General features: G+C 40.8%; 26 protein-coding genes and 2 pseudogenes. 13 read left to right on the top strand and 15 right to left on the bottom strand.

Annotated elements, in window-relative coordinates; genetic code table 11:
• Positions 1-10: 10 nt before the first annotated feature.
• The 12 genes from RUMAL_RS21610 to RUMAL_RS00835 form a co-directional block, all read right to left on the bottom strand.
• Complete coding sequence (locus RUMAL_RS21610) at positions 11-178, bottom strand: hypothetical protein (RefSeq protein ID WP_013496921.1); 168 nt, start codon at positions 176-178, stop codon at positions 11-13.
• A gap of 43 nt (positions 179-221) precedes the next feature.
• Positions 222-401 (bottom strand): hypothetical protein, encoded by a 180-nt coding sequence (locus RUMAL_RS00860; RefSeq protein ID WP_013496920.1) that lies wholly within the window; start codon positions 399-401, stop codon positions 222-224.
• 28 nt (positions 402-429) lie between these two features.
• Entirely contained in the window at positions 430-600 is a 171-nt protein-coding gene (locus RUMAL_RS21605; RefSeq protein ID WP_013496919.1) for a hypothetical protein, read from the bottom strand.
• A 211-nt stretch (positions 601-811) separates the two neighbouring features.
• Positions 812-988: a hypothetical protein gene (locus tag RUMAL_RS22090; RefSeq protein WP_013496918.1), complete on the bottom strand. Its 177-nt coding sequence runs from the start codon at positions 986-988 to the stop codon at positions 812-814.
• Positions 989-1,119: 131 nt separating this feature from the next.
• A complete protein-coding gene (locus RUMAL_RS22085) occupies positions 1,120-1,296 on the bottom strand; it encodes a hypothetical protein (RefSeq protein ID WP_013496917.1) in 177 nt (58 codons plus the stop codon).
• A gap of 86 nt (positions 1,297-1,382) precedes the next feature.
• Complete coding sequence (locus tag RUMAL_RS22080; protein ID WP_013496916.1) at positions 1,383-1,559, bottom strand: hypothetical protein; 177 nt, start codon at positions 1,557-1,559, stop codon at positions 1,383-1,385.
• An 86-nt stretch (positions 1,560-1,645) separates the two neighbouring features.
• Positions 1,646-1,822 carry a hypothetical protein gene (locus tag RUMAL_RS21600; RefSeq protein ID WP_013496915.1) on the bottom strand — a complete coding sequence of 59 codons (177 nt, stop codon included), beginning with the start codon at positions 1,820-1,822 and terminating at the stop codon, positions 1,646-1,648.
• 48 nt (positions 1,823-1,870) lie between these two features.
• Positions 1,871-2,875, bottom strand: a complete 1,005-nt coding sequence (locus RUMAL_RS00855) for a radical SAM/SPASM domain-containing protein (protein ID WP_013496914.1) — start codon at positions 2,873-2,875, stop codon at positions 1,871-1,873.
• Complete coding sequence (locus tag RUMAL_RS00850) at positions 2,875-4,131, bottom strand: radical SAM protein (RefSeq protein ID WP_013496913.1); 1,257 nt, start codon at positions 4,129-4,131, stop codon at positions 2,875-2,877. The genes RUMAL_RS00855 and RUMAL_RS00850 overlap by 1 nt, the downstream gene beginning before the upstream one ends.
• A 260-nt stretch (positions 4,132-4,391) precedes the next feature.
• Positions 4,392-4,736, bottom strand: a complete 345-nt coding sequence (locus RUMAL_RS00845) for an ATP-binding protein (RefSeq protein WP_013496912.1) — start codon at positions 4,734-4,736, stop codon at positions 4,392-4,394.
• Positions 4,737-5,159 carry a Spo0B domain-containing protein gene (locus RUMAL_RS21595; protein ID WP_157865466.1) on the bottom strand — a complete coding sequence of 141 codons (423 nt, stop codon included), beginning with the start codon at positions 5,157-5,159 and terminating at the stop codon, positions 4,737-4,739.
• Between the two features lie 616 nt (positions 5,160-5,775).
• The gene (locus RUMAL_RS00835) at positions 5,776-6,486 is read right to left on the bottom strand and encodes a LytR/AlgR family response regulator transcription factor (protein ID WP_013496910.1); all 711 of its coding nucleotides are present in this window, start codon (positions 6,484-6,486) and stop codon (positions 5,776-5,778) included.
• A 485-nt stretch (positions 6,487-6,971) separates the two neighbouring features.
• On the opposite strand from RUMAL_RS00835, the gene RUMAL_RS22300 reads away from it, so the two are divergent.
• Positions 6,972-7,454: a hypothetical protein gene (locus tag RUMAL_RS22300; protein ID WP_028504159.1), complete on the top strand. Its 483-nt coding sequence runs from the start codon at positions 6,972-6,974 to the stop codon at positions 7,452-7,454.
• Positions 7,455-7,525: 71 nt separating this feature from the next.
• Here the strand turns inward: RUMAL_RS22300 and RUMAL_RS22295 are convergent, their stop codons facing one another.
• The gene (locus RUMAL_RS22295) at positions 7,526-8,056 is read right to left on the bottom strand and encodes a GNAT family N-acetyltransferase (RefSeq protein WP_013496909.1); all 531 of its coding nucleotides are present in this window, start codon (positions 8,054-8,056) and stop codon (positions 7,526-7,528) included.
• 140 nt (positions 8,057-8,196) lie between these two features.
• Between RUMAL_RS22295 and RUMAL_RS21520 the strand changes: the two are divergent.
• The 10 genes and pseudogenes from RUMAL_RS21520 to RUMAL_RS20420 all read left to right on the top strand — a co-directional run.
• Positions 8,197-8,310 (top strand): annotated as a pseudogene (locus RUMAL_RS21520) (recombinase family protein); the annotation flags it as partial.
• Between the two features lie 99 nt (positions 8,311-8,409).
• Complete coding sequence (locus tag RUMAL_RS22885) at positions 8,410-8,646, top strand: HD domain-containing protein (RefSeq protein ID WP_157865488.1); 237 nt, start codon at positions 8,410-8,412, stop codon at positions 8,644-8,646.
• A gap of 431 nt (positions 8,647-9,077) precedes the next feature.
• Positions 9,078-9,272 (top strand): hypothetical protein, encoded by a 195-nt coding sequence (locus tag RUMAL_RS00820; protein WP_013496908.1) that lies wholly within the window; start codon positions 9,078-9,080, stop codon positions 9,270-9,272.
• Between the two features lie 333 nt (positions 9,273-9,605).
• Complete coding sequence (locus RUMAL_RS20430; protein ID WP_013496907.1) at positions 9,606-10,877, top strand: BspA family leucine-rich repeat surface protein; 1,272 nt, start codon at positions 9,606-9,608, stop codon at positions 10,875-10,877.
• A gap of 100 nt (positions 10,878-10,977) precedes the next feature.
• Positions 10,978-11,295: an IS66 family insertion sequence element accessory protein TnpA gene (gene tnpA, locus RUMAL_RS00810; protein WP_013483496.1), complete on the top strand. Its 318-nt coding sequence runs from the start codon at positions 10,978-10,980 to the stop codon at positions 11,293-11,295.
• Positions 11,289-11,645 (top strand): IS66 family insertion sequence element accessory protein TnpB, encoded by a 357-nt coding sequence (tnpB, locus tag RUMAL_RS00805; protein WP_013483393.1) that lies wholly within the window; start codon positions 11,289-11,291, stop codon positions 11,643-11,645. Before tnpA ends, tnpB begins: the two co-directional genes overlap by 7 nt.
• Before the next feature lie 92 nt (positions 11,646-11,737).
• Complete coding sequence (locus RUMAL_RS22290) at positions 11,738-12,016, top strand: IS66 family transposase (RefSeq protein ID WP_043550556.1); 279 nt, start codon at positions 11,738-11,740, stop codon at positions 12,014-12,016.
• Positions 12,013-13,247 (top strand): annotated as a pseudogene (gene tnpC, locus RUMAL_RS22280) (IS66 family transposase). Before RUMAL_RS22290 ends, tnpC begins: the two are co-directional and overlap by 4 nt.
• Positions 13,237-13,776 (top strand): hypothetical protein, encoded by a 540-nt coding sequence (locus RUMAL_RS00790; RefSeq protein WP_013483890.1) that lies wholly within the window; start codon positions 13,237-13,239, stop codon positions 13,774-13,776. The pseudogene tnpC and the gene RUMAL_RS00790 overlap by 11 nt, the downstream one beginning before the upstream one ends.
• A 92-nt stretch (positions 13,777-13,868) precedes the next feature.
• Positions 13,869-16,109, top strand: coding sequence for a BspA family leucine-rich repeat surface protein (locus RUMAL_RS20420; RefSeq protein ID WP_050793246.1), 2,241 nt, complete (start codon positions 13,869-13,871; stop codon positions 16,107-16,109).
• 126 nt (positions 16,110-16,235) lie between these two features.
• Here RUMAL_RS20420 and RUMAL_RS00780 read toward each other — a convergent pair whose 3' ends face one another.
• Positions 16,236-16,424: an alpha/beta-type small acid-soluble spore protein gene (locus RUMAL_RS00780; RefSeq protein ID WP_013496905.1), complete on the bottom strand. Its 189-nt coding sequence runs from the start codon at positions 16,422-16,424 to the stop codon at positions 16,236-16,238.
• 142 nt (positions 16,425-16,566) lie between these two features.
• Entirely contained in the window at positions 16,567-17,196 is a 630-nt protein-coding gene (locus tag RUMAL_RS00775; protein WP_013496904.1) for a type I phosphoribosyltransferase, read from the bottom strand.
• A gap of 748 nt (positions 17,197-17,944) precedes the next feature.
• Between RUMAL_RS00775 and RUMAL_RS00770 the strand changes: the two genes are divergently transcribed.
• Complete coding sequence (locus tag RUMAL_RS00770) at positions 17,945-18,397, top strand: hypothetical protein (RefSeq protein WP_013496903.1); 453 nt, start codon at positions 17,945-17,947, stop codon at positions 18,395-18,397.
• 18 nt (positions 18,398-18,415) lie between these two features.
• Positions 18,416-20,626: an alpha-galactosidase gene (locus RUMAL_RS00765; protein ID WP_013496902.1), complete on the top strand. Its 2,211-nt coding sequence runs from the start codon at positions 18,416-18,418 to the stop codon at positions 20,624-20,626.
• Positions 20,627-20,629 lie beyond the last annotated feature (3 nt).

Here is a 20,629-nt window from a genome sequence, read left to right as displayed (position 1 = left end):
AAATCTCAAATCAAATCTTTTTTCTGTTTTTCTCTGTGATATTTTCCCTATGATTGATCTTGTTGGTCTTATTGCATGGATCAAAACCGACATAATCGTAGTTGAAATCCGAAAAGATACCTTCTGCTTTGACATTCTCTTTTACAAATACTTTGTCCAGAAGCTTCTTTATGTTCATGCTGTTTTTCCTCCTGTCGAAATATAAGATAATTGCTTTAAGCTTACAATCTTGAATACAGTTTTGCGCTGTAATTCATTCTTCTTCTGCATCCTGTTCTGGCGGTATATCCCGCATAAGTCTGTTCAGCACAGTCCTGCATAAAGTCAGCCTGAAGGTCCAGTCTTTCAGCCTTGACTGTTTCTCTAAGCTTTATCTTGTCTTTGATCTTCTTGATCACCATGATTTTTTCTCCGTTTCAACGCTTTGCATTACCACATATTAGTGTACTTTGCTGTATATACTGTGGTCCTTCTGCAGCCCTTAGCTGAGTTTTTGCCTGTATACTGTATCTCTGCACAGTCTTTAAGGCAGCCGCCGCCTTCAGCCTTTACATTTTCCTCACTGAGCTTGATTTTGTCTGTTATTTTCTGTACCTTCATAAAAACAACTCCTTTTCATAAGATTTTATATTGGTTTGTTACCATATTTATATTTAATACACCGAAGCAGTCTTGTTTAAAATGTTATTTTTTCGGTTTGTGATTTTTGATTATGTTATTAGTACTTTATTGCTGTGTCAGAATAATAAAACTGTAGTGTAGCTTTGTTGCATTAATACGATATTATCGCATCATTAAATCAGACTGCTTATTACCAAGCACGGGTTGTCTTAGCGGAAATAGTGCTTCCTCTGCGGCAGCCCTTTGCACCTGTGCTACCGGTATAGTAGTACTCGATGCAGTCGTGGTGGCAAGCGTACTCGTCTCTCTCTGCCTTTACATTCTCTTCGTTCAGCTTAATCTTGTCATTGATCTTTTTGATTTCCATGATAAAATCCTCCTGTTTTTTATAAATTATTACTTTGTTTGTTATTAGTAGTAAATTGTATTGGTGCGTATAGTATTATTATGAATTGCTAGAATAGTATTCTTATGATTATTGCATTCAAAGATCTAAGATTACCAAGCGCGGGTTGTCTTAGCAGTTATAGTGCTTCTTCTGGAGCAGCCCTTTGCGCCTGTGCTTCCGGAATAGTAGTACTCGATGCAGTCGTGGTGGCAAGCGTACTCGTCTCTCTCTGCCTTTACGTTCTCTTCGTTCAGCTTAACCTTGTCATTGATCTTCTTGATTTCCATAGTAAAATCCTCCTATATTAAATGTAGATTGTATTAGTGCGTATAGTTTTCTTATGATTTTTGTATTTTATCCAAAAGATCCAAGATTACCAAGCGCGGGTAGTCTTAGCGGAAATAGTGCTTCCTCTGCGGCAGCCCTTTGCGCCTGTGCTTCCGGTATAGTAGTACTCGATGCAGTCGTGGTGGCAAGCGTACTCGTCTCTCTCTGCCTTTACGTTCTCTTCGTTCAGCTTAACCTTGTCATTGATCTTCTTGATTTCCATAGTAAAATCCTCCTATATTAAATGTAGATTGTATTAGTGCGTATAGTTTTCTTATGATTTTTGTATTTTATCCAAAAGATCCAAGATTACCAAGCGCGGGTAGTCTTAGCGGAAATAGTGCTTCCTCTGCGGCAACCCTTTGCGCCTGTGCTTCCGGAATAGTAGTACTCGATGCAGTCGTGGTGACAAGCATACTCGTCTCTCTCAGCCTTTACATTCTGGTTATTGAGCTTTACCTTATTGTCGATTTTCTTGATTTCCATAATTAAATCCTCCTAAAATCGACTGCTTCGGCGTATAAATATCAGATTTTAAGCAAACTCGTATTCAAGTCTGCTGCATAGACAGGCTATACTGCTGGCAGTATAATAATCGCCTGTTATCTTTTTATTTATAAGTTTACATCTTGAGCTTGCACAGTAGTGATACATCTCACAGCCGGTACAGCTTGATGTGTCCTTGTTGTTTATCATCTGGAGCTCATCCACCTTGGCTTTGTCAAGCCCTGTGTCCAGCACATTTCCCAGCAGCCAGTAACTGTCACCTACTGTCAACGAACACGGATAGATGCTGCCGTCAGGCAGGAAGTGGAAACTTTCCACGCCGCCCGTACATTTTGCCTTGCGGACAAATTCCGATTCGGTAACGTACGAGATAACGGCATCTCCATAGTCTTTTTCTTCTATATATTCTTTTATCTTGCGGAACTGCTCAAATATTATCGGCTCGTCCTCGTCCTTCCAGTGAGAGTCATACATATCCAGTACGGGTATTATCCGTCTGAAACCCTCCTCCAGGAAATAGCAGACCGTATCGCAAAGATCACCGATAGTATCTCTTGTAACAGTCATCCTCAGCCGGACATCTTTTCTCTTGCTGATATCCCTGGCTGTATCCATAACGATATCAAACGAACCCTTGCCGCTTACGAACTTTCTGTTCAGGTCATGTATCTCCGCCTTGCCGTCAAGGCTCAGCGATAGTTCGTTTATTTTATCGATTATCTTTTTTCTTCTGTCATCATAGAGCGTACCGTTGGTAGTCATTCCGTAGTACAGCTTTGATGCAGGCACCAGAGCTTCAAAACGCTCCATGATATACTCTATTATATCGCAATTCATGAGAGGCTCACCGCCGTGGAACTGTACTGCGATCTCATCGGCAGTTTTCCAGCAGTCAAGCTTGGTCAGCATATCTATCGCTGCATCTGCGACCTCTCTGGTCATATATTCTTTCTTTATATTATTGCTCATCCTGTTGTAGCAGTAGCTGCAGTTCAGGTTGCAATCATTCGTAGTCCAAAATACAACGTGCATCAGATCTCACCCCAAAGCGAAAAGCCGATCTCTTTTTTTCTGATCTTGCAGTAGTTATCAAACGACTTCTCGTTTTTCAGTGACTGCTCGAACAGGAAAGGACAGTGCCAGCAGAAGTACTTTACACTGCACTCCTGACATCTCTTGAAATTCTCAGGCATTTTCTTTTCAAAGTTCAGATAGCTTTCTGTTTTCCTGAATTCCTCTTCGTAAAAATACTTGTTTATATCGTCAACCTCGAGAATATTTCCGATAGGTTTCTCGGAACATTCATAGGGTGCGCACAGGAACATATTTCCTTTTGCATTTACCGTAAAGGAACCGTAGCGTCCGCCGCAGGCACCAAACTCGATGTAAGGCTGGTTCTCTTTTGTCTTCTTTACAAACTCGGGATCAACAGGATCATTGTCTTCCACCGATTCATCCTGGATATACCAGTCCTTGTGATCCTTGCCTCTTCCTACGGGCGAAAACGTTCTCACCATGGGGCTGACTTCCAGCTCCCTGCACAGCTTCAGGAAAGGCTTCTCATGCTCTCTGTTCTGTGCTGTAAGTACAAAGGAAAGGGATATATTCTTAACTCCTGCCGCCTTCAGATACTTGATGGCATCCATTACCTTTCCAAACACCCCTGCTCCTCTTATCTCGCTGCAGGACTTTTCATCCGAGCCGTCAACACTTATGAATACAGCATCATAAAGTTCCTTTATCTTAGCTGCATTTTCTTCGGTAATGTAAGTGCCATTGGTCATCAGGTTCATCTCACCGCGGGTATTCTTTCTCAGGTACTCGCTGAGTTCAAAGAAGAACGGCAGTACCATAGGCTCACCGCCAGTGACAGTTATCAGCCTTGGCTTAACGCCGAGTATCTTATCGGCTATGGCATATATCTCATCTCTGTCAGCTATCAGCGTCTTGGTAGTAACTGCATCTGCTATGCAGTGCTTGCAGTGCAGATTGCACTGATTTGTTACTTCCCACTGTATATCGAAATCTGTAAGGAGCTCCTTGTCATTTACATCAACAAGTATCTTTTTCTCAACCAGCTTGTCATGAAGCTCGCTGAAGTACTCCTTATCTTCTTTATCTTCAAAAATTTTTTCATACTCATGCTTTCCTATACCTCTCTTCACAAAGCCGTTCAGTATATCGTAGCACTCTGTGCTCATTTTCAGGAAAGTACATTCGCATTTGTTGCCGACTATCACCTGCTCCTTATTCTGCAGGAACAGCAGATTCTTTGTAAATTTCCTCATGTTGAAAAACCCCACATATTATTTATTAATTTATTCAAGTTCATTTCACTGAGCATCAATGCCATTTCCAGCCGTAGTATTCATCCATCTCTCTGACCTCCCTTCGTCTTGGTACACTCATAGTATAGCGTATAAGCCATGTTAAAACAACAAATCTCTTGTAAAGCCCCCGTTTTTTTTTGTGAATGGTAATTTTGATATGAAAATAAAAAACAGCAGTACTTTTTACATACTGCTGTTTTATGTTATTTATTCCGAAATCACGCCGTTTCAGGCATTTTTATCCTGAACATTACATCCAGGACGAATACAGGCGAGGTCTGTGAGATATTCACTGTTCCATCCAGTGAATCAACTGTCTTCTTTATATTATAAAGACCAAAGCCATGCTCATTTTTATTATCCTTTGAAGTTTTAAGATCCGGATCATCAGTATCCGATGGATTTGATATACATATCATCTGCATATCATTTTTAAGCACGCAGTTTACGTCTATATACCTATCCTCTGCACTTTTCAGCCTTCGACAGGCTTCTATGGAATTATCCAGTGCATTTGAAAGAATGGTGCATATATCGAATGCCGATACTTTTTCCGAGATCACTCACGAGAAATTCAGCCTGAAATTCTCATGTGCTGCTATTGCAGCCTTATCGTTTAGTATCGCATCGGCTATGGTATTGCCGCTTTTGAATGATGTTTTGTTCATAGTTGGATTAGCGGATATGGAATCCAGATACTCCAGCGCATCATCTATTTTCTTGCTGCCCAGCAGCGACTTCAGACAATGCATGTGATTTTTATAATCGTGCCTGAATTTCCTGATATCCGTAGTCATCTCATCGATTTTTTCGTAATACTTAGCCTGCATATCCAGCTGCTTGTCCAGCAATTCCGCTGACCTTTTATAGTAGAATTTGGACATACTGTTTGATATCAAAAGGATTATGATAAACATTGAAATTATACAGATAGGTATAATATATAATTTGACATAGAACAACAGCTTCACACTTGTAAATTTCATATTTTCTCCAGCTCTGGTAACTGATATTAGTTTTGAAAGTATCCTTGCATATATAAGAATGAATATATATGTTTTTCTATTAATAAATTCCAAACTCAGCCTCAAATCTTCCGCCTTTTGCGTCAGATATCTTGTCAATATAAAATAATATGCCAGATTTAATAAAAAGTATAATGCTACTCCACTATAATCCCTGTATTTTATCGGAACAATGACATCAATTAGTATATTTATCACTGTTCCCAGACTCGCTTCAAGAGATGAATAGAGTAATGTTACATAAACAGTTTTTAATAGATGCTGTTTGTGTGAAAGGAATACTGACAGACAAAGCAATGGTACTCCCATCCGCCATATAACATCTCCTACTTGTTTTGAAAAAGGAACAGTTTCTAATAATATTTTCAAAATAATATGTAAGCCCGCGACAGCATAGCTGATTTTTCTGAACTTATTATCATCCGAAATCAACTTAACACTTTTATGTATATTCACAAAATATAAAATATACACGGATATAAATAATATAAACCTAACATTTTTTAATACGATTTCCATTTAATACACTCCCCATAACATTATTTCATTACACCATTAGCAAACCCGGATCATTCTATCATCTTGATGAAGATCTCTTTAAATAATTGAGATAACAATTGTTGAAATCCTTGTACTTTGATCTTGATATCACAGCTTTATGTCCGTTCGATAAGGTGATACCCGTCTTATCGTAGGAATTTATATGCTCAAGATTTACTATATAAGACCTGTTCGTCCTGAAAAACCCCCCCGAATCCAGCTCCTCTTCAAGCGTTGAAAGATTGTAAGGATACCTGAACGAGCCTTCCGCTGTTATTATGTATGTATATACATTGTCCGCCTGCGCGTATATAACATCCTTTTCATACACCACTATGCTCTCATTATACTCTTCATCCTTTACTATCAGCTTGCGCTCGCTGCTGCTGATTTCAAGTGCAGCATCCATAGCCTCATAAAGCTTATCCTTTGTAACAGGCTTTACTATGAACCTGAATGCATTGTATTTCATGCTGTCAAATACTATCTCTGAATAACTGCTTACAAAAACAACTTTCGTATCTATATTTTTTTCACGTATACGTTTTATAGTATCCAGTCCGTTCAGTTCATTCATCTGATGATCGAGAAATATCATATCAAAAACCGTCTTGGCAGCCACGACCTTCCCGCCGTCATCAAATTCGGTTATATCAAGGATAATATTATTCTCTTCTGCATATTTATTAAGCAGAATGATAACTTCATTACGAAACATCTTTTCGTCATCACATACTGCGATCTTCATTATTTCACTCCCAAGCAAGATTAATCAAACTATACATAACATCTTATTTTTTCAATAATAAATAACAATATATTATCTATTATATAACATTTTTATTTAAAAATCAATAGTTTTTTATCCTTTGTGAAAATATTTTCTACTAGTTGTAAACCAAATATTTTGAATTAAACAAGTTGCTTAATTTACATTTATTCAACTATACATAACCACCAAATTATTAATCTCATATGAACTAAATCACAAGATGCATCCCCAACAACAAATTATATAAATTTATTGTTTATACCCATACTTTGTATCCGTTCTATATCTTTTCTCAAAGTGCATCTTTAATCAGGTCCTACGCTAAAGACGATCTGGAAAATATATCCTACTATATTACTTATGATATTTTTTCATCAATATAACAGCAAACAAAGTTAGCTTTACGAAATCATCTTTGTCAGATTTCCTGACCTCACAAAAATACAGCCGCAGTAACATAAATGCACTGCGGCTGTATTTTTCAGGGTATAAGCAGTAACTTACTGCTTGCTGCCTGTCTTGTAAGCATCGATCATCTTCTTTACAATCCCGACCACAAGATCGACCTGAAATTTATGCTTGCGGAGCAGAAAGAGCGCAATCCGAGGGCGAAGTTTACAAGGGCGAAAACACTGGGCTACTTCTATGAGAGCCAGCAGATCAGAAAGCGTATCATAAGCTACAAGTACCAAATGTCGCACCGCCCGACAGCGGGAATTATCCGCACCACAGCCGAGAAGTTTCAGCAGTCTCAGGGCTTAACGAATTGGGTGACTCCCCACAGTGTGGGGAGATGTCACAAAGTGACAGAGGGGACGGGCGACCGTTGGGAGGACCGTGAGAATATGAAGGCGGCGAGCAAGGCAGAAACGAGACAGTCAGAGGACACTTTCCCGATATATGCAGAACGAACAGGCTTCCAAGAGAAAGAAAAGTCGGCTTGAAAAAAAATAACGGCTGGGAGAATGGTTCTCCTTGCCGTGATGATGTGTATAGTTACTTAAAAAATCAGAATTTAGTTGTTCTTGATAATGTATCTGTTGATTAACACTGTTTTGTCTTTTAACGGATAATAATCCTCGTCGGTTTTAAGAAATATACCGCCGCATTTTTGAATAACCCTGATAGAAGCAATATTTTCAGACATAGCATCTATCCTTATTTCAGAATAGCCTTTGGAAAATAAATATTCTATCACACAGTGACAGGCTTCTGTCATGTAGCCATTACCCCAATATTTCCGTGCCAAATTATATCCTATTACAGGAGTACCTTGGACACCTCCTAAATAACCGACCACATCAATTCCGCCAATCAGCTTATCTTCTTTCTTTAGTTCTATTGCAAAATTCAGGCGTTCAGGCTTTTCATACTCATCAATCCATAAACTCAGTATCCTCTTTGTTTCTTCAATATCTTTGTGAGTATTCCATGTGAGATATTTTGTGACTTCGGGATCGTTTGCCCAGCCAAAGAACACTTCTTGTGCATCCTCTATTGTGAAAGGTCTTAAAATCAGTCTTTCTGTTTCCAAAGTCAATTTCATACAATCCGCCCCAAATTCCGATTTTCACGAGTAAACCAAGTGCCTACCCTTATCAGTAATTATACATCATCACCGCAAATAAGTCAATCACAAAGCAACAGAAAGAAAAATATTATTACATCAGAAAGGAAACAACATCTATGAGCAAAATAGGTAATATCCGTGTTTCCACGGAACATCAGGAGACAGCCAGTCAGCAGGAGATCATGCGCGGTTATCAGGTTGACCGCATCTTCTCCGAGAAGATTTCGGGAGAACAATAGCAAATGGCTGTCATTTGTGACACACGCATATGATACAGCTTCGGTGATCAATAGATTATTTGATCACTGGCTTTCTGAACTTGAACTTGAATATTAGCATCACAGCTGGGTATAAAAACTTCATTAGATGAATGTACAGACATAATACGTAGAATTCTCCGATCAGCTGCACTGCTCCACGATACAGGTAAACTTACATACTCTTTTCAATACAAAATAACTGATAATATCGAAAGTCACGCAGAATTGCTTTATTCAGAAAGAATAATACTTAATAAAAAACTCAATAATACCAGAACTGTTCATCATGCAGCAGCCGGTGCGTGAATATTTTCCGCTTACAGATACTTTTATAACACCCGATAACTATGAAGAACGAGCTGCTTATGCATTTGAAAAACCAGGGCTTCCGTCATACCGGGAAGCTTATGACGGATAACCCGATTTTTACGAAAGATTTGGTTTTGTCCCGAATGCAGTTCAGCAGGAGGTTATGGACATAGTCTCTGATGTTTCGTCAGCAGGGATATATATCCTTTAAGCACCTATGGGCTTAGGGAAAACCGAGGCATGGCGGATTAGAAGATTACGGCGACTTCTCCCCGCGTGTGCGGGGGGGAATCCGACTAATGCTATTCAAAAAGTACGAGAGCTTTTTGCAGATAAAACCGCGGATATCCGTAAAAAATCTAATAATATCATTGGCTTCAGCGGTTTGCTCTCTCAGAAATAAGATTGCTTTTTCGGGAGTGTGAATTATGGCAGGCACTTTTTGTCTCGGGATATTTGGAATAGTATTTTTAATAATAGACATATATTGCATTATAAAAATGGTAGAGTTTTTTTCAATAAAAAAGAATGGAGTGTGTTGCTCAGGAAAAGCTATCAGACTTGATAAAGCATTTTCAAAAGCAAGATATGTTTATACCCCATGGTATGAATACACCACATAAACAGGTGAGTATTTCTGTAAGAAGTGTCGTAGTTCGACATCGTTCAAAAATGCTTTTCCCGTTGGCAAGAGGATCAAAATATATTATGATAAGAATGATCCGGATACTGACAGTCTGACGGATAGCTTTATATCTCAGAAAAAAGATCTATCTGATGAGCGAATAATAATTTGTCTAAAATAAAAAATTATATAATTTTTTATTATGGATAAGCGCCGAATGTTCAAGAAAATTTATTGAAGTAATTGACATGAATAATCATCTGTGCTATCATATTTGAGGAAATATTGACATATTGCCGTTTTCGGCACTAGAATTCAGGAGGACATAAATATGAAGTTAAAAAAAATTTTAGCAGTAGTGATGTCACTTTGTATGGTGGCAGGAACTGTCAGCTATGGAGCACCTGTTATCACACAGAGCATAACTGCGCAGGCAGCTGATTCAGCAACAAACGGTTTTTCATTTAACCAAACAACAGGTACGCTTACGCTTAGCGATACGGTTGATGGTGCTACTTTGCGTAAATTTAACAATAAGTATGGCTATCGTGTTAAATCTGTCATAGCTGAAAAAGGTACAGTTCTTCCTAAAGACAGCAGCCTTCTTTTTCGTAATTATACAAATTGTTCTTCTATCGATCTTTCAAATGCGGATACAAGCAATGTTACAAATATGAGCAGAATGTTCGATAACTGTTGCAAGCTTAAATCGCTCAATGTAAGTGGATTTGATACAAGTAAAGTTACATATATGGACGAGATGTTCTGTTACTGTAAAAGTTTGACATCGCTTGATGTAAGCGGATTTGATACAAGCGCAGTTACAGATATGAGAGATATGTTCGATGGCTGTAACGAATTGATATCACTTGATGTAAGCAAATTTGATACAAGCAGAGTTACAGATATGAGTAGTATGTTTGGTGGCTGTTTCAAATTGACTTCAATTGATGTTACTGCATTTGATACAAGCAGGGTTACAGATATGAACGGTATGTTCAGTTCCTGTAAAAGCTTGACATCGCTTGATGTAAGTGGATTTGATACGAGCAAAGTTACAAAGATGAGCGATATGTTTTCTTGGTGTCATAGCCTGACTGCACTTGATCTTAGCAATTTTGATACAAGTAAAGTTAAAGATATGTATCATATGTTTGGTGATTGTTTCAAACTAACCACACTGGATTTAAGCTCTTTTGATACAAGCAATGTTAGAGATATCAGTTATATGTTTTATGGCTGCGGTGAATTGACATCACTTGATTTAAGTGGTTTTGATACAAGCAAGGTTACAGAAAAGTCTGATTTGTCCAGTTCTAGTTGTATGTTCAGTTCTTGTAATAAACTGGAGTCCCTTACTCTTGGTGAGAATTTCAAAAATGTTCTCAAAAAAGCACAACTTCCCAACAGCAAAGTCTGGGTAAATATGAAAGCTCCTACAAGAATAGTAAGCGGTGACGAAAAATTTGCAGTTATCAAGAATAACGGGAAGAATACCTATATAACCTATACTCCCACCTATCCTACCAACATCAAAGTTGAATACAGCCAAGAATATAACCGTAAGCGTATAACCCCCAGCACCTACCCCACCGAAGTCTAATAAAGTATAATAAACTCCAAGGAACACCATGAAGTAAATTGAATAATCCAAATTGATCCATGGAGTTCATTGGAGACGATTAGACAAGGAGGTAACAGGTATGGACAAAACAACATCCATCACAACAATCAAAAAAGAAATGCAGCTTCAGGAATGGTCTGCGCAGATCAAAGCACAGCAGGCAAGCGGTCTGACGATCCGGGAATGGTGCAAAGAAAAAGGGATCAAGCCAAACACGTATTACAACCGCCTAAGAAAAGTTCGTGAAAAGTATATCGAAAATTCTCCGACCATCGTTCCTGTATCAGTTCCTTGCTCAAACGAAAATATCCGCATTGAGAAAAACGGACTTCAAATATCTCTTCCGGCAGATATATCTGCGGACACTCTGACCGCTTTGGTGCATGAGCTATGCTGAATGATCTGGCAGCGGACGCACAGGTCTATCTTGTTACGGGATACACCGACCTTCGACGCGGGATAGACGGACTTGCGACTATCGTTCAGGCTCAGCTTCGACTTGACCCGTTCTCGAAAGCATTGTTTTTGTTCTGCGGCAGACGTTGTGACCGCATCAAAGGTCTGCTGTGGGAGGGCGATGGTTTTCTGCTGTTGTACAAGCGCCTTGACAACGGAAGATTCCAGTGGCCGCGCAGTGAGACCGAAGCAGTAATGCTCACATCTCAGCAAATTCGCTGGCTTCTGGAAGGCTTGAAAATAGAGCAGCCGAAGGCTATCCGTGAGGGAAAGCCGGGGGCGCTGTATTAAGGCAATACTTACCGAATATTCAGAATATGTGCTTGAAAAGCCCCTCTTTTCGTGGTATCATTAAAGTATCATCACGAACGGAGGGGTGCTTTATGTCCGAACCAAATATGACATCGGAAATTGTATCGCTCCGTAATGAAAACGCTGTTCTCAAGGAAGAACTAGCACTTGCCAATCAGCAGTTAGCGTGGTTCAGAAAGCAGATATTCGGAAGAAAAACAGAGCAGACATCTGTTGTTATGGAAAAGGAGTTCGGTGTTCAGCTTTCCATGTTCGGAAACAATGAAGAAAAATCCGCAGCTAAATCTGCCGAAACAATTACTGTTCCCGAACACAAGCGCAAGAAAAACGCACTCACGATGAATGGATGAACAATCTGCCTGTAAAAGAAGAACATCACAAAATTGACAACCCGGTATGCGAAATATGCGGCGCCGAAATGGAAGAACTGACTCCCGAAAAGGCTTACGATGAACTTATATTTACGCCGCCAAAATATCATATCCGCAGGCATATAGTACATAAGTACAAGTGTCCCGAGTGCGGAGAAAAGCCCGAAGAAAGGGACGAACCTTGTCATATCATCCGTGCGCCATATCCTCACGCTATGATCCCGGGAAGCTATTGCTCTCCCGAACTTCTGGCTCATATCATCTACGAAAAATATGCAAAGTCAGTACCTCTGCACCGTCAGGAAAAGGACTTTAATTCCAAAAACATACCTCTGCTCAAAGCGACTATGTCTAATTGGGTAGGCACTGCTGCCGAAAATGGTGTTTGCCGATTGTGGAGAAAATGCATGAGACGCTTATCGCAGGGCAGATGATCCATGCCGATGAAACGACCGTTCAGGTGCTTCACGAGGAAGGCCGAAAGCCTACCACGACATCAAGAATGTGGGTCTACTGCAACGGCAAAATGAATGACAGGAGCATCATCATTTTCGATTATCAGCCGACACGAAAGGGTGAGCACGCCTCGAATTTCCTGAAAGGATTTATCGGCTATCTTATCTGTGACGGATACGATGCCTACAATGCAGTCGAGGGTGCTAAGCGATGCGGCTGTATGACTCATGCAAGGCGTGGTTTTATTCAGGCTCTTCCGAACGACCAAAAGCTGCACAGCACTTCTGTTGCGGCAAAGGCAGTAGAATATTTCAACAAGATATATCACGAAGAAAATCTGCTTGCCGACAGCTCCACAGAATACAGATATAAACAGCGCCTTGTGAAGGTAAAGCCTTTGCTTGACGAGTTTTTTGCGTGGCTTGAAAATGTTCAGGTCAGTGGTAAGGGCAAGCTGACAGATGCAGTAAGATATGCGTTGAATGAACGGAAATATCTTTACACGTTTCTTGAAAACGGAGACGTGCCTATCGACAACAACAGAGCCGAAAACGCAATAAGACCGTTTGCGTTAGGCCGAAAAAATTGGCTGTTTTCAAATACAGCAAACGGAGCCAGATCAAGTGCAACGCTGTATTCGATCATTTCAACTGCACAGGCGAACGGTGTTGATGCTGAGAAATACCTGACCGAGCTGTTTTCACAGCCTGCGGGGACGATATTATTACCATGGAGGGAAGAAAATGAAACTTAGTAATGAAGATGCAAAGCTGTTTTATGAACTGTTTTTTCCACTGCTTGACTATGTGAACAGAGAATATCATATACTTCCTGAGGAAGATTATTTCGGGCAAGGAATGATCGACCCACAGGACGCTGCGGAGGTTGCCCACTTTTTATGGGAACGGACATGGATCATTGATGATTATCTTGAGCGATCGGATCTGCCCGAAGAACACATGGAGATACTTAAAAGCTGGAAAGGGTGCATCACCGGCAGATTTATCATTGAGCGACATTGGAAAAAGGGATCGGTATTTATATCGATCGATGACAATTCTGTTTTTCTTGTAAACGGCATTGTCAGCAGTTGGGAGGAAATGCTGAGAAATGCACCGATGCCAACTTTGCTTGATGCAGCGCTTCTGCCATTTAAAAATGCGATCATTTCCGATGGCCTGGTATCTGTTATGCCGATCATATTCGGTCCGAACAGCAAAGCTGATTTCAAAGAAATATACATGGACGCAAAGAGAAATGGAGAAATCAAAGCCAGAATATGATGTTACGGCCGGGTGTTATCTGCCCGGCTGTTTGCTTTTATGATGCGGGGGGTTATACGCTTACGTTTGTAAATATTTGGGAGGAAATAATAATGCAGATAAAAAAAGTTTTAGCGGTAGTAATGTCTCTATGTATGGCAGCAGGTGTTGCCAGCTATGGTGCGCCTGTTATCTCGCAGGGAATTGCTGCACAGGCTGCTTCGTTCGATGGCAGCTTTTATTCATTCGATGCATCAACAGGTGTGCTTACATTAAAGGGCAATGTGAACGGTGATGAATTAAGGGGATTAAGCGATTATTTCAAAGCATATGTAAAATTCATTATGGCTGAAAATGGTACAGTTTTTCCCGAAGATAGCAGCAAGCTGTTTTATAATTTTGACAATTGTGTTTCTATCGACATTTCAAATGCGGATACAAGCAAAGTAACAGATATGAGTGAAATGTTCAGTGACTGTAAAAAGCTGTCTGCAATTGATGTTGCCGGAATTGATACAAGCAAAGTTACAAATATGAGTAAAATGTTCATCAACTGTCTTGCCATGAACACAGTTGATGTAAGCGGCTTTGATACAAGTAAAGTAACAGATATGTCAGGGATGTTCAGTAATTGTAATAATTTGTCTGCAGTTGATGTAAGTAATTTTGATACAAGCGCAGTAACGAATATGTCAGAAATGTTCTATTATTGTAAAAAGTTGTCTTCTATTGATGTAAGCAATTTTGATACAAGCAATGTTACTGATATGAGCTATATGTTCGGTGGCTGTTTTATCCTGACCGAAGTTAATGTAAGCAATTTTGATACAAGCAATGTTACTGATATGAGCTATATGTTCCATTTGTGTTTAATCCTACCCGAAGTTAATGTAAGCGGTTTTGATACGAGCAAGGTCACAAATATCAATAATATGTTTTCCAACTGTTGTGCTTTGACCTCAATTGATGTTAGTAAATTTGATACGAGCAATGTCACAAATATTAAGGGTATGTTTATCGGTTGTGAAAGTTTGACTGAGCTGGACGTGAGCGGTTTTGATACAAGCAAAGTCACTAGTTTGGTTAGTATGTTCCATGGCTGTTCCGGATTGACCTCACTTGATATAAGCAGCTTTGATACAAACAATGTTACTGATATGAGCGCTATGTTCGGCGGATGCAGAAGCCTGACCAAGCTTGATGTTAGCGGATTTAATACAAGCAAAGTAACTTATATGGGTAGTATGTTCGGCGGCTGTTCCGAATTGACCACACTTGATCTAAGCAACTTTGATACAAGCAATGTAACATATATATCTTATATGTTTGACGATTGTTCTAAACTAAGCACACTTGATATAAGCAGCTTTGATACAAGCAAGGTTAAAAAAACTGAAAGTATGTTCAAAAACTGTTCTGCTCTTACCACACTTGATTTAAGCAACTTTGATACAAGCAATGTAACATTTATGCCTTATATGTTTGAGGGTTGTTCTAATCTGAAAACACTTGATCTAAGCAATTTTGATACAAGCAAAGTTACTCATTTGACAGGAATGTTCAGGAACTGTGAAGCCCTGACTGATCTTGATCTGAGTGGATTTGATACCAGCAACGTTAATGATATGAGATGGATGTTCTTTGAATGTAAGAATCTTGCTAAACTTGATTTAAGCAACTTTGATACAAGAAACCTCAAAGAGATCCACAGTATGTTCAAAGGCTGTTCCAACCTGACCGAACTTGATCTGAGCAATTTTGATACAAGCAAAGTCACGGAAATGAAATTAATGTTCAGTGACTGTACCGGTCTGACAGATCTTGATCTGAGCGGATTTGATACTTCCAAGGTCACAAATATGATCAGTATGTTCGATAATTGTACTGAGCTAAAAAACATTTCTCTGGGTGAAAATTTCAAGAACATAAAAGCTGACGCAAAACTTCCCAACGGCGAAAGATGGGTAAACGCAAATAAAACCACAAATGTTATCAGCGGCAACGGCGATTTTGCAGTGATCGAAAACAACGGCAAGAACACCTACAAGCGCTTGTCTATCGAAGAAGAAACAAAGCCCACCTATCCCACCAACATCAAGGTAGAATACAGTGAGGAATTCCACCAGGCAAGATTCACATGGGACAAAGTTGAAAACGCTGACAGTTACGGAATAGCTGTTTATCTGGCAGGAAAGTGGAGAGTTCAGAAGCATGATATCACCGGAACCACCTACACTTCTCCTAAAAATCTCACCCCCGGCAAGACCTACAAAGTAGCTATCGCCGCAAGAGTTAACGGCAAATGGGATACTACAAACGCTATCAAAAATGCAGTGACTGTTACTATAAAGTGATAGTCACACTGATCTGATTACATACACGAAAAACGGATAGACCGTCATTATCTGGCGGCTATCCGTTTTTGTTGTGTAATGAATTGCGCGGCTTTATGTACCCGCCCGCGTCGGGCGGAGCAGATCTTACTGCTTGCTGCCTGTCTTGTAAGCATCGATCATCTTCTTGACCATCTGGCCGCCAACGGAGCCTGCCTCTCTTGAAGTCAGGTCACCATTGTAACCCTGCTTGATGTTGACACCAACTTCATTTGCTGCCTCCATCTTGAACTTGTTGAGAGTATCTCTGCCCTGCTGAGTTGTTACACCTTTCATTATCGTTTCTCCTTTTGTTTTATTCGGGCTTGCGATTATATTGTATGCTATTGCCGCGTTGTTATTACAGGAAATTTATGACATGATTTTTGTATCAGAAAAATCCCCCGGATACGGCAGCATCCGGGGGAAATATCGTTCATTACAGCTTTGAATAACCAAAACTGTTTATCAGTGCATCTACCTTCTGACCGTTCTTACACATAGGACAGTCGTTAGCAAGATAGTTCTCGTAATGCGGAAGGTCTTCTGCGGTGAACAGTGCGTGTACAGGTATATCATCGAACTTGTCGATAGCCGAGAATATAGCTCCTACAGCTGTCAGCTTTCCGCTGTAATACTGCAGACAATCAACAGCACGTCTGATACTCTTTCCTGTTGAAGCACTGGATATCAGCAGAAGTACCTGCTTGCCCCATATCTTCTTCTGGGTGTTGTCACGGAATATCATCTGATTCACTGCATTAAGCTCAGGCGTGATAAGGTTTATATCCTCACCCTTGTTTATGCCTGCCTGTGAAAGATAGTCTGCAAGAAAACCGCCGAGAATCTCTGTTCCTTCAAGACATATTATCGTTTCGATATTTGTGTTGGCATAAGTGCTGCCCAGCTCATGTGCCGCTTCCTTAGCCATCTTCAGGCTTGTCTTTATTGATGTCATATCAACATAATAATTAACGTGCGAATGGTTAGTGGCATAGTGTCCGGGTATTATGCCTATCTGCACCTTTTTGTTTTTTACCGACTGTATAGTCTGCAAACGTTCTTCCATTGTTAATCCTCCTTTTAGACAACAGGGCATGAATATACTTTATATCATACCCTGTGGTATGCAATTAAATGCGGCATTTCGGTTTCCGCTGTTTATATTATAACATATTTTCGCCTATTTGTAAACATCTTGTTAAGTATTTTCGTTAGACATTTTTCACAAGAATGATCAGCTCTTTTTGTTTACCCAACTATACCAACTATAACCATGATTTTCGCCCTTTCCCTGTATTTCGGGAAATATCAGCTTAACCTTCCGATACTGTATTAACTTTCCATTATTAAGTTACAAACAGTTAAAAAACGGTAACAAGAACTTTTTTGGACAGCTTTTTATCCAACATTCTCATCTTCAAAATTGTTGAAAACTCTGTTGAAACTGTTGAAAAGAGGGTGTAAAAACTTGATTTTCGCTTTTTGATTGTTGAAAACTTTTCAGCATTTCAACATTCGTCCTTTTTTTCTCCCTTTAATGTAACCGCAGTGTAATCATTCGGTTACACAGTCTGTCCCAAAAGACGTACTTCAAACGTTCTCCGTCAAATTGCCGTCAGTTCTCAACTGTAATAAAGCCGTAATAAATATGACAACCCGTTAACCCCCGAAAAGTCCCTTTTTGGGCGTCTATCCCTTCGTTTACAGAAAGTTCACAAAATTATATGTCCTCTAATCGTTTACAAGTGTTGATTATTTCTGTTTTTTTTGGTACAATTGTGAAAACGATAAATTTATTCTACAGAGGTATAACAATGGATAACAACGAACTTGCAGAGATCATAGGAGAAGCTTTCCTTTGGGACATAGTCAGCGAATACGTCGAAAAAGATTTTGAAAATATAAAAGAAGAACTCAGACATCTGATATATACAGAAAAAACAACTGTTGAAAAAATAGCCCGCGCAGAAGTTCATGAGTCCGATGAATTCATAGTCACTGACTTTGAAGAACAAAACGGTCATCTCACTCTTAATTTTGAGATGCCCGCGATAATCAACGCAATAGGTGAAAACAATGAATATCTTTTCCGTGTTACAACATACTGCACGGGAACTGTTCGTATCCCCGATGCAGAAAGTTACGACTGGGATTCCCTTGATTTTGATAATATGAACAGGCTTGATATCCTCACCCACAGCGATCTTGCAGAGATACTCACTCTGCACTACAAAGACACCGAAGCCGACGATCTTACGGTAATATAAGCAAACGGAGGTACCATCATGAGTATAACCTACAACGAAAAAACACGTTCATTCAAACTTCGCGCCAACAACACCGACTATATGTTCAAAGTGATAAACGGCGAATATCTCGGACATGTTTACTACGGCAAAAAAGTCCCCGATGAGGATATGGACTGGCTGCTGCGCCTTGATGAAAGCCCCTTCACCCCCGAGACCAATGACCGCGACAGAGCTGTGTATCTCGATACCACTCCATTTGAATATCCCTGCTTCGGTATCGGAGACTACCGCGAAAGCACGCTTAAAATACTTGACAGCGAAGGTATGTCCTCCTGCGACCTGAGATATGTTTCCCACAGGATATATGACGGCAAGCCTGCTCTCGAGGGTATGCCGGCAACTTTCGCCACCGAAAAAAGCCCTGCACAGACTCTTGAAATCACCATGGAAGATGCCCACACAGGACTTGAAGCTGTGCTGGTATATTCTGTATTTGAAAACCTTGATGCTATCACCCGTTCGGTGAGATTTACAAACACCTCAGACAAGCCCCTTAAACTAACCCGTGCCCTTTCTGCCTGCGTTGAATTCGATACCGACAAGATGGATATGATAACGCTGAACGGTTCATGGGCAAGGGAGCGCCATATTGAACGTGCACCCCTCCACCACGGCAAGCAGAGCATAGATTCCTGCCGCGGCGAATCTTCCCACCAGAACAACCCATTCGTTGCACTGTGCGCACATAATGCAGACGAGGATATGGGAGAGGTCTTCGGTTTCAACTTCGTTTATTCGGGCAACTTCTTCGCTCAGGCAGAAGTCACACAGCACAAAAAGACACGTTTCGTCATGGGCATAAATCCCCTTGATTTTGAATGGCTCCTTGAATCTGGCGAAACTTTCACCGCCCCCGAGGTAGTAATGGTACACTCCGATGAGGGCATAGGCAAAATGTCGCGCACCTTCCATGACCTCTACCGCGAGAACCTTATCCGCGGCGAGTATAAGGACAAGCGCCGACCCATACTTATCAACAACTGGGAGGCTACCTACTTCAACTTCAACACCGAGAAGATAATCTCGATCGCAAAGGAGGCCTCCAGGCTGGGCATAGAGATGCTCGTTCTGGATGACGGCTGGTTCGGTCACAGGGATTCCGATAACTCATCTCTCGGTGACTGGTTCGTTTATGAAAAGAAACTTGAGGGCGGTCTGAAGCACCTTGTTGAAGAAGTCAACAAGCTGGGAATGAAGTTCGGTCTTTGGTTCGAGCCCGAAATGATATCTCCCGATTCCGACCTCTACCGCGCTCACCCCGACTGGGCTATACAGATAAAAGGCAGACCCCTGACTCTCTGCCGCGAGCAGTACGTACTTGATTACTCCCGCAAGGAGGTACGCGACTACGTTTACTCCATGATGAAGAATATACTCGACAATGCCAATATAGAGTATATCAAATGGGATATGAACCGTCAGCTTACAGAAGTCGGTTCAGCCGCACTCCCCGTCGAAAGACAGCGCGAACTCTGGCACAGATACGTCCTTGGTGTATATGACCTCATGGGCAGACTAACCGCCGATTATCCCCATATATTGCTGGAGAACTGCTCGGGCGGCGGTGCAAGATTTGACCCTGCTATGCTTTATTATTCTCCGCAGATATGGTGTTCCGACGATACCGATGCCATTGAGCGCCTGAAGATACAGCACGGCACTTCCATATGCTACCCCTGTTCGGCTATGGGCGCACACGTTTCCGACTGCCCCAACCATACCGTCGGCAGAAATACTCCTTTCAAAACAAGGGGGCACGTTGCCATGGTGGGAACTTTCGGCTATGAACTCGATGTAACACGCATACCTCAGGAGGACAGGGATATGATACCTGCCCAGATAGAGGAGTTCAAGAAGTACAATCCTCTCGTCCGCACAGGCGACCACTACCGCATAGGCAATATGTTTGAAGACAACACATGGGATGCATGGATGTTCGTTGCAAAGGATAAGAGCGAAGCCCTGTTCGAGTTCGTGCAGGTAATGGCAAGACCGAATATGCGCTCACGCAGGATAAAGCTGAAAGGTCTTGACCCCGATGCTTACTACTATGAGGAAAGCGAACCCGACAAGCTGATATCGGGTGCGGCACTGATGAACGCAGGTATCAACTGTGCAAAGATATGGGGCGCCGACGGCATAAGCGGTGACTACTCCTCAAAGATACTCCACTATATCAAACACTAAAAG

It is taken from the genome of Ruminococcus albus 7 = DSM 20455 (assembly GCF_000179635.2).
Lineage (GTDB): Bacteria > Bacillota > Clostridia > Oscillospirales > Ruminococcaceae > Hominimerdicola > Hominimerdicola alba.
This window is presented reverse-complemented; position numbering and strand designations above follow the sequence as displayed.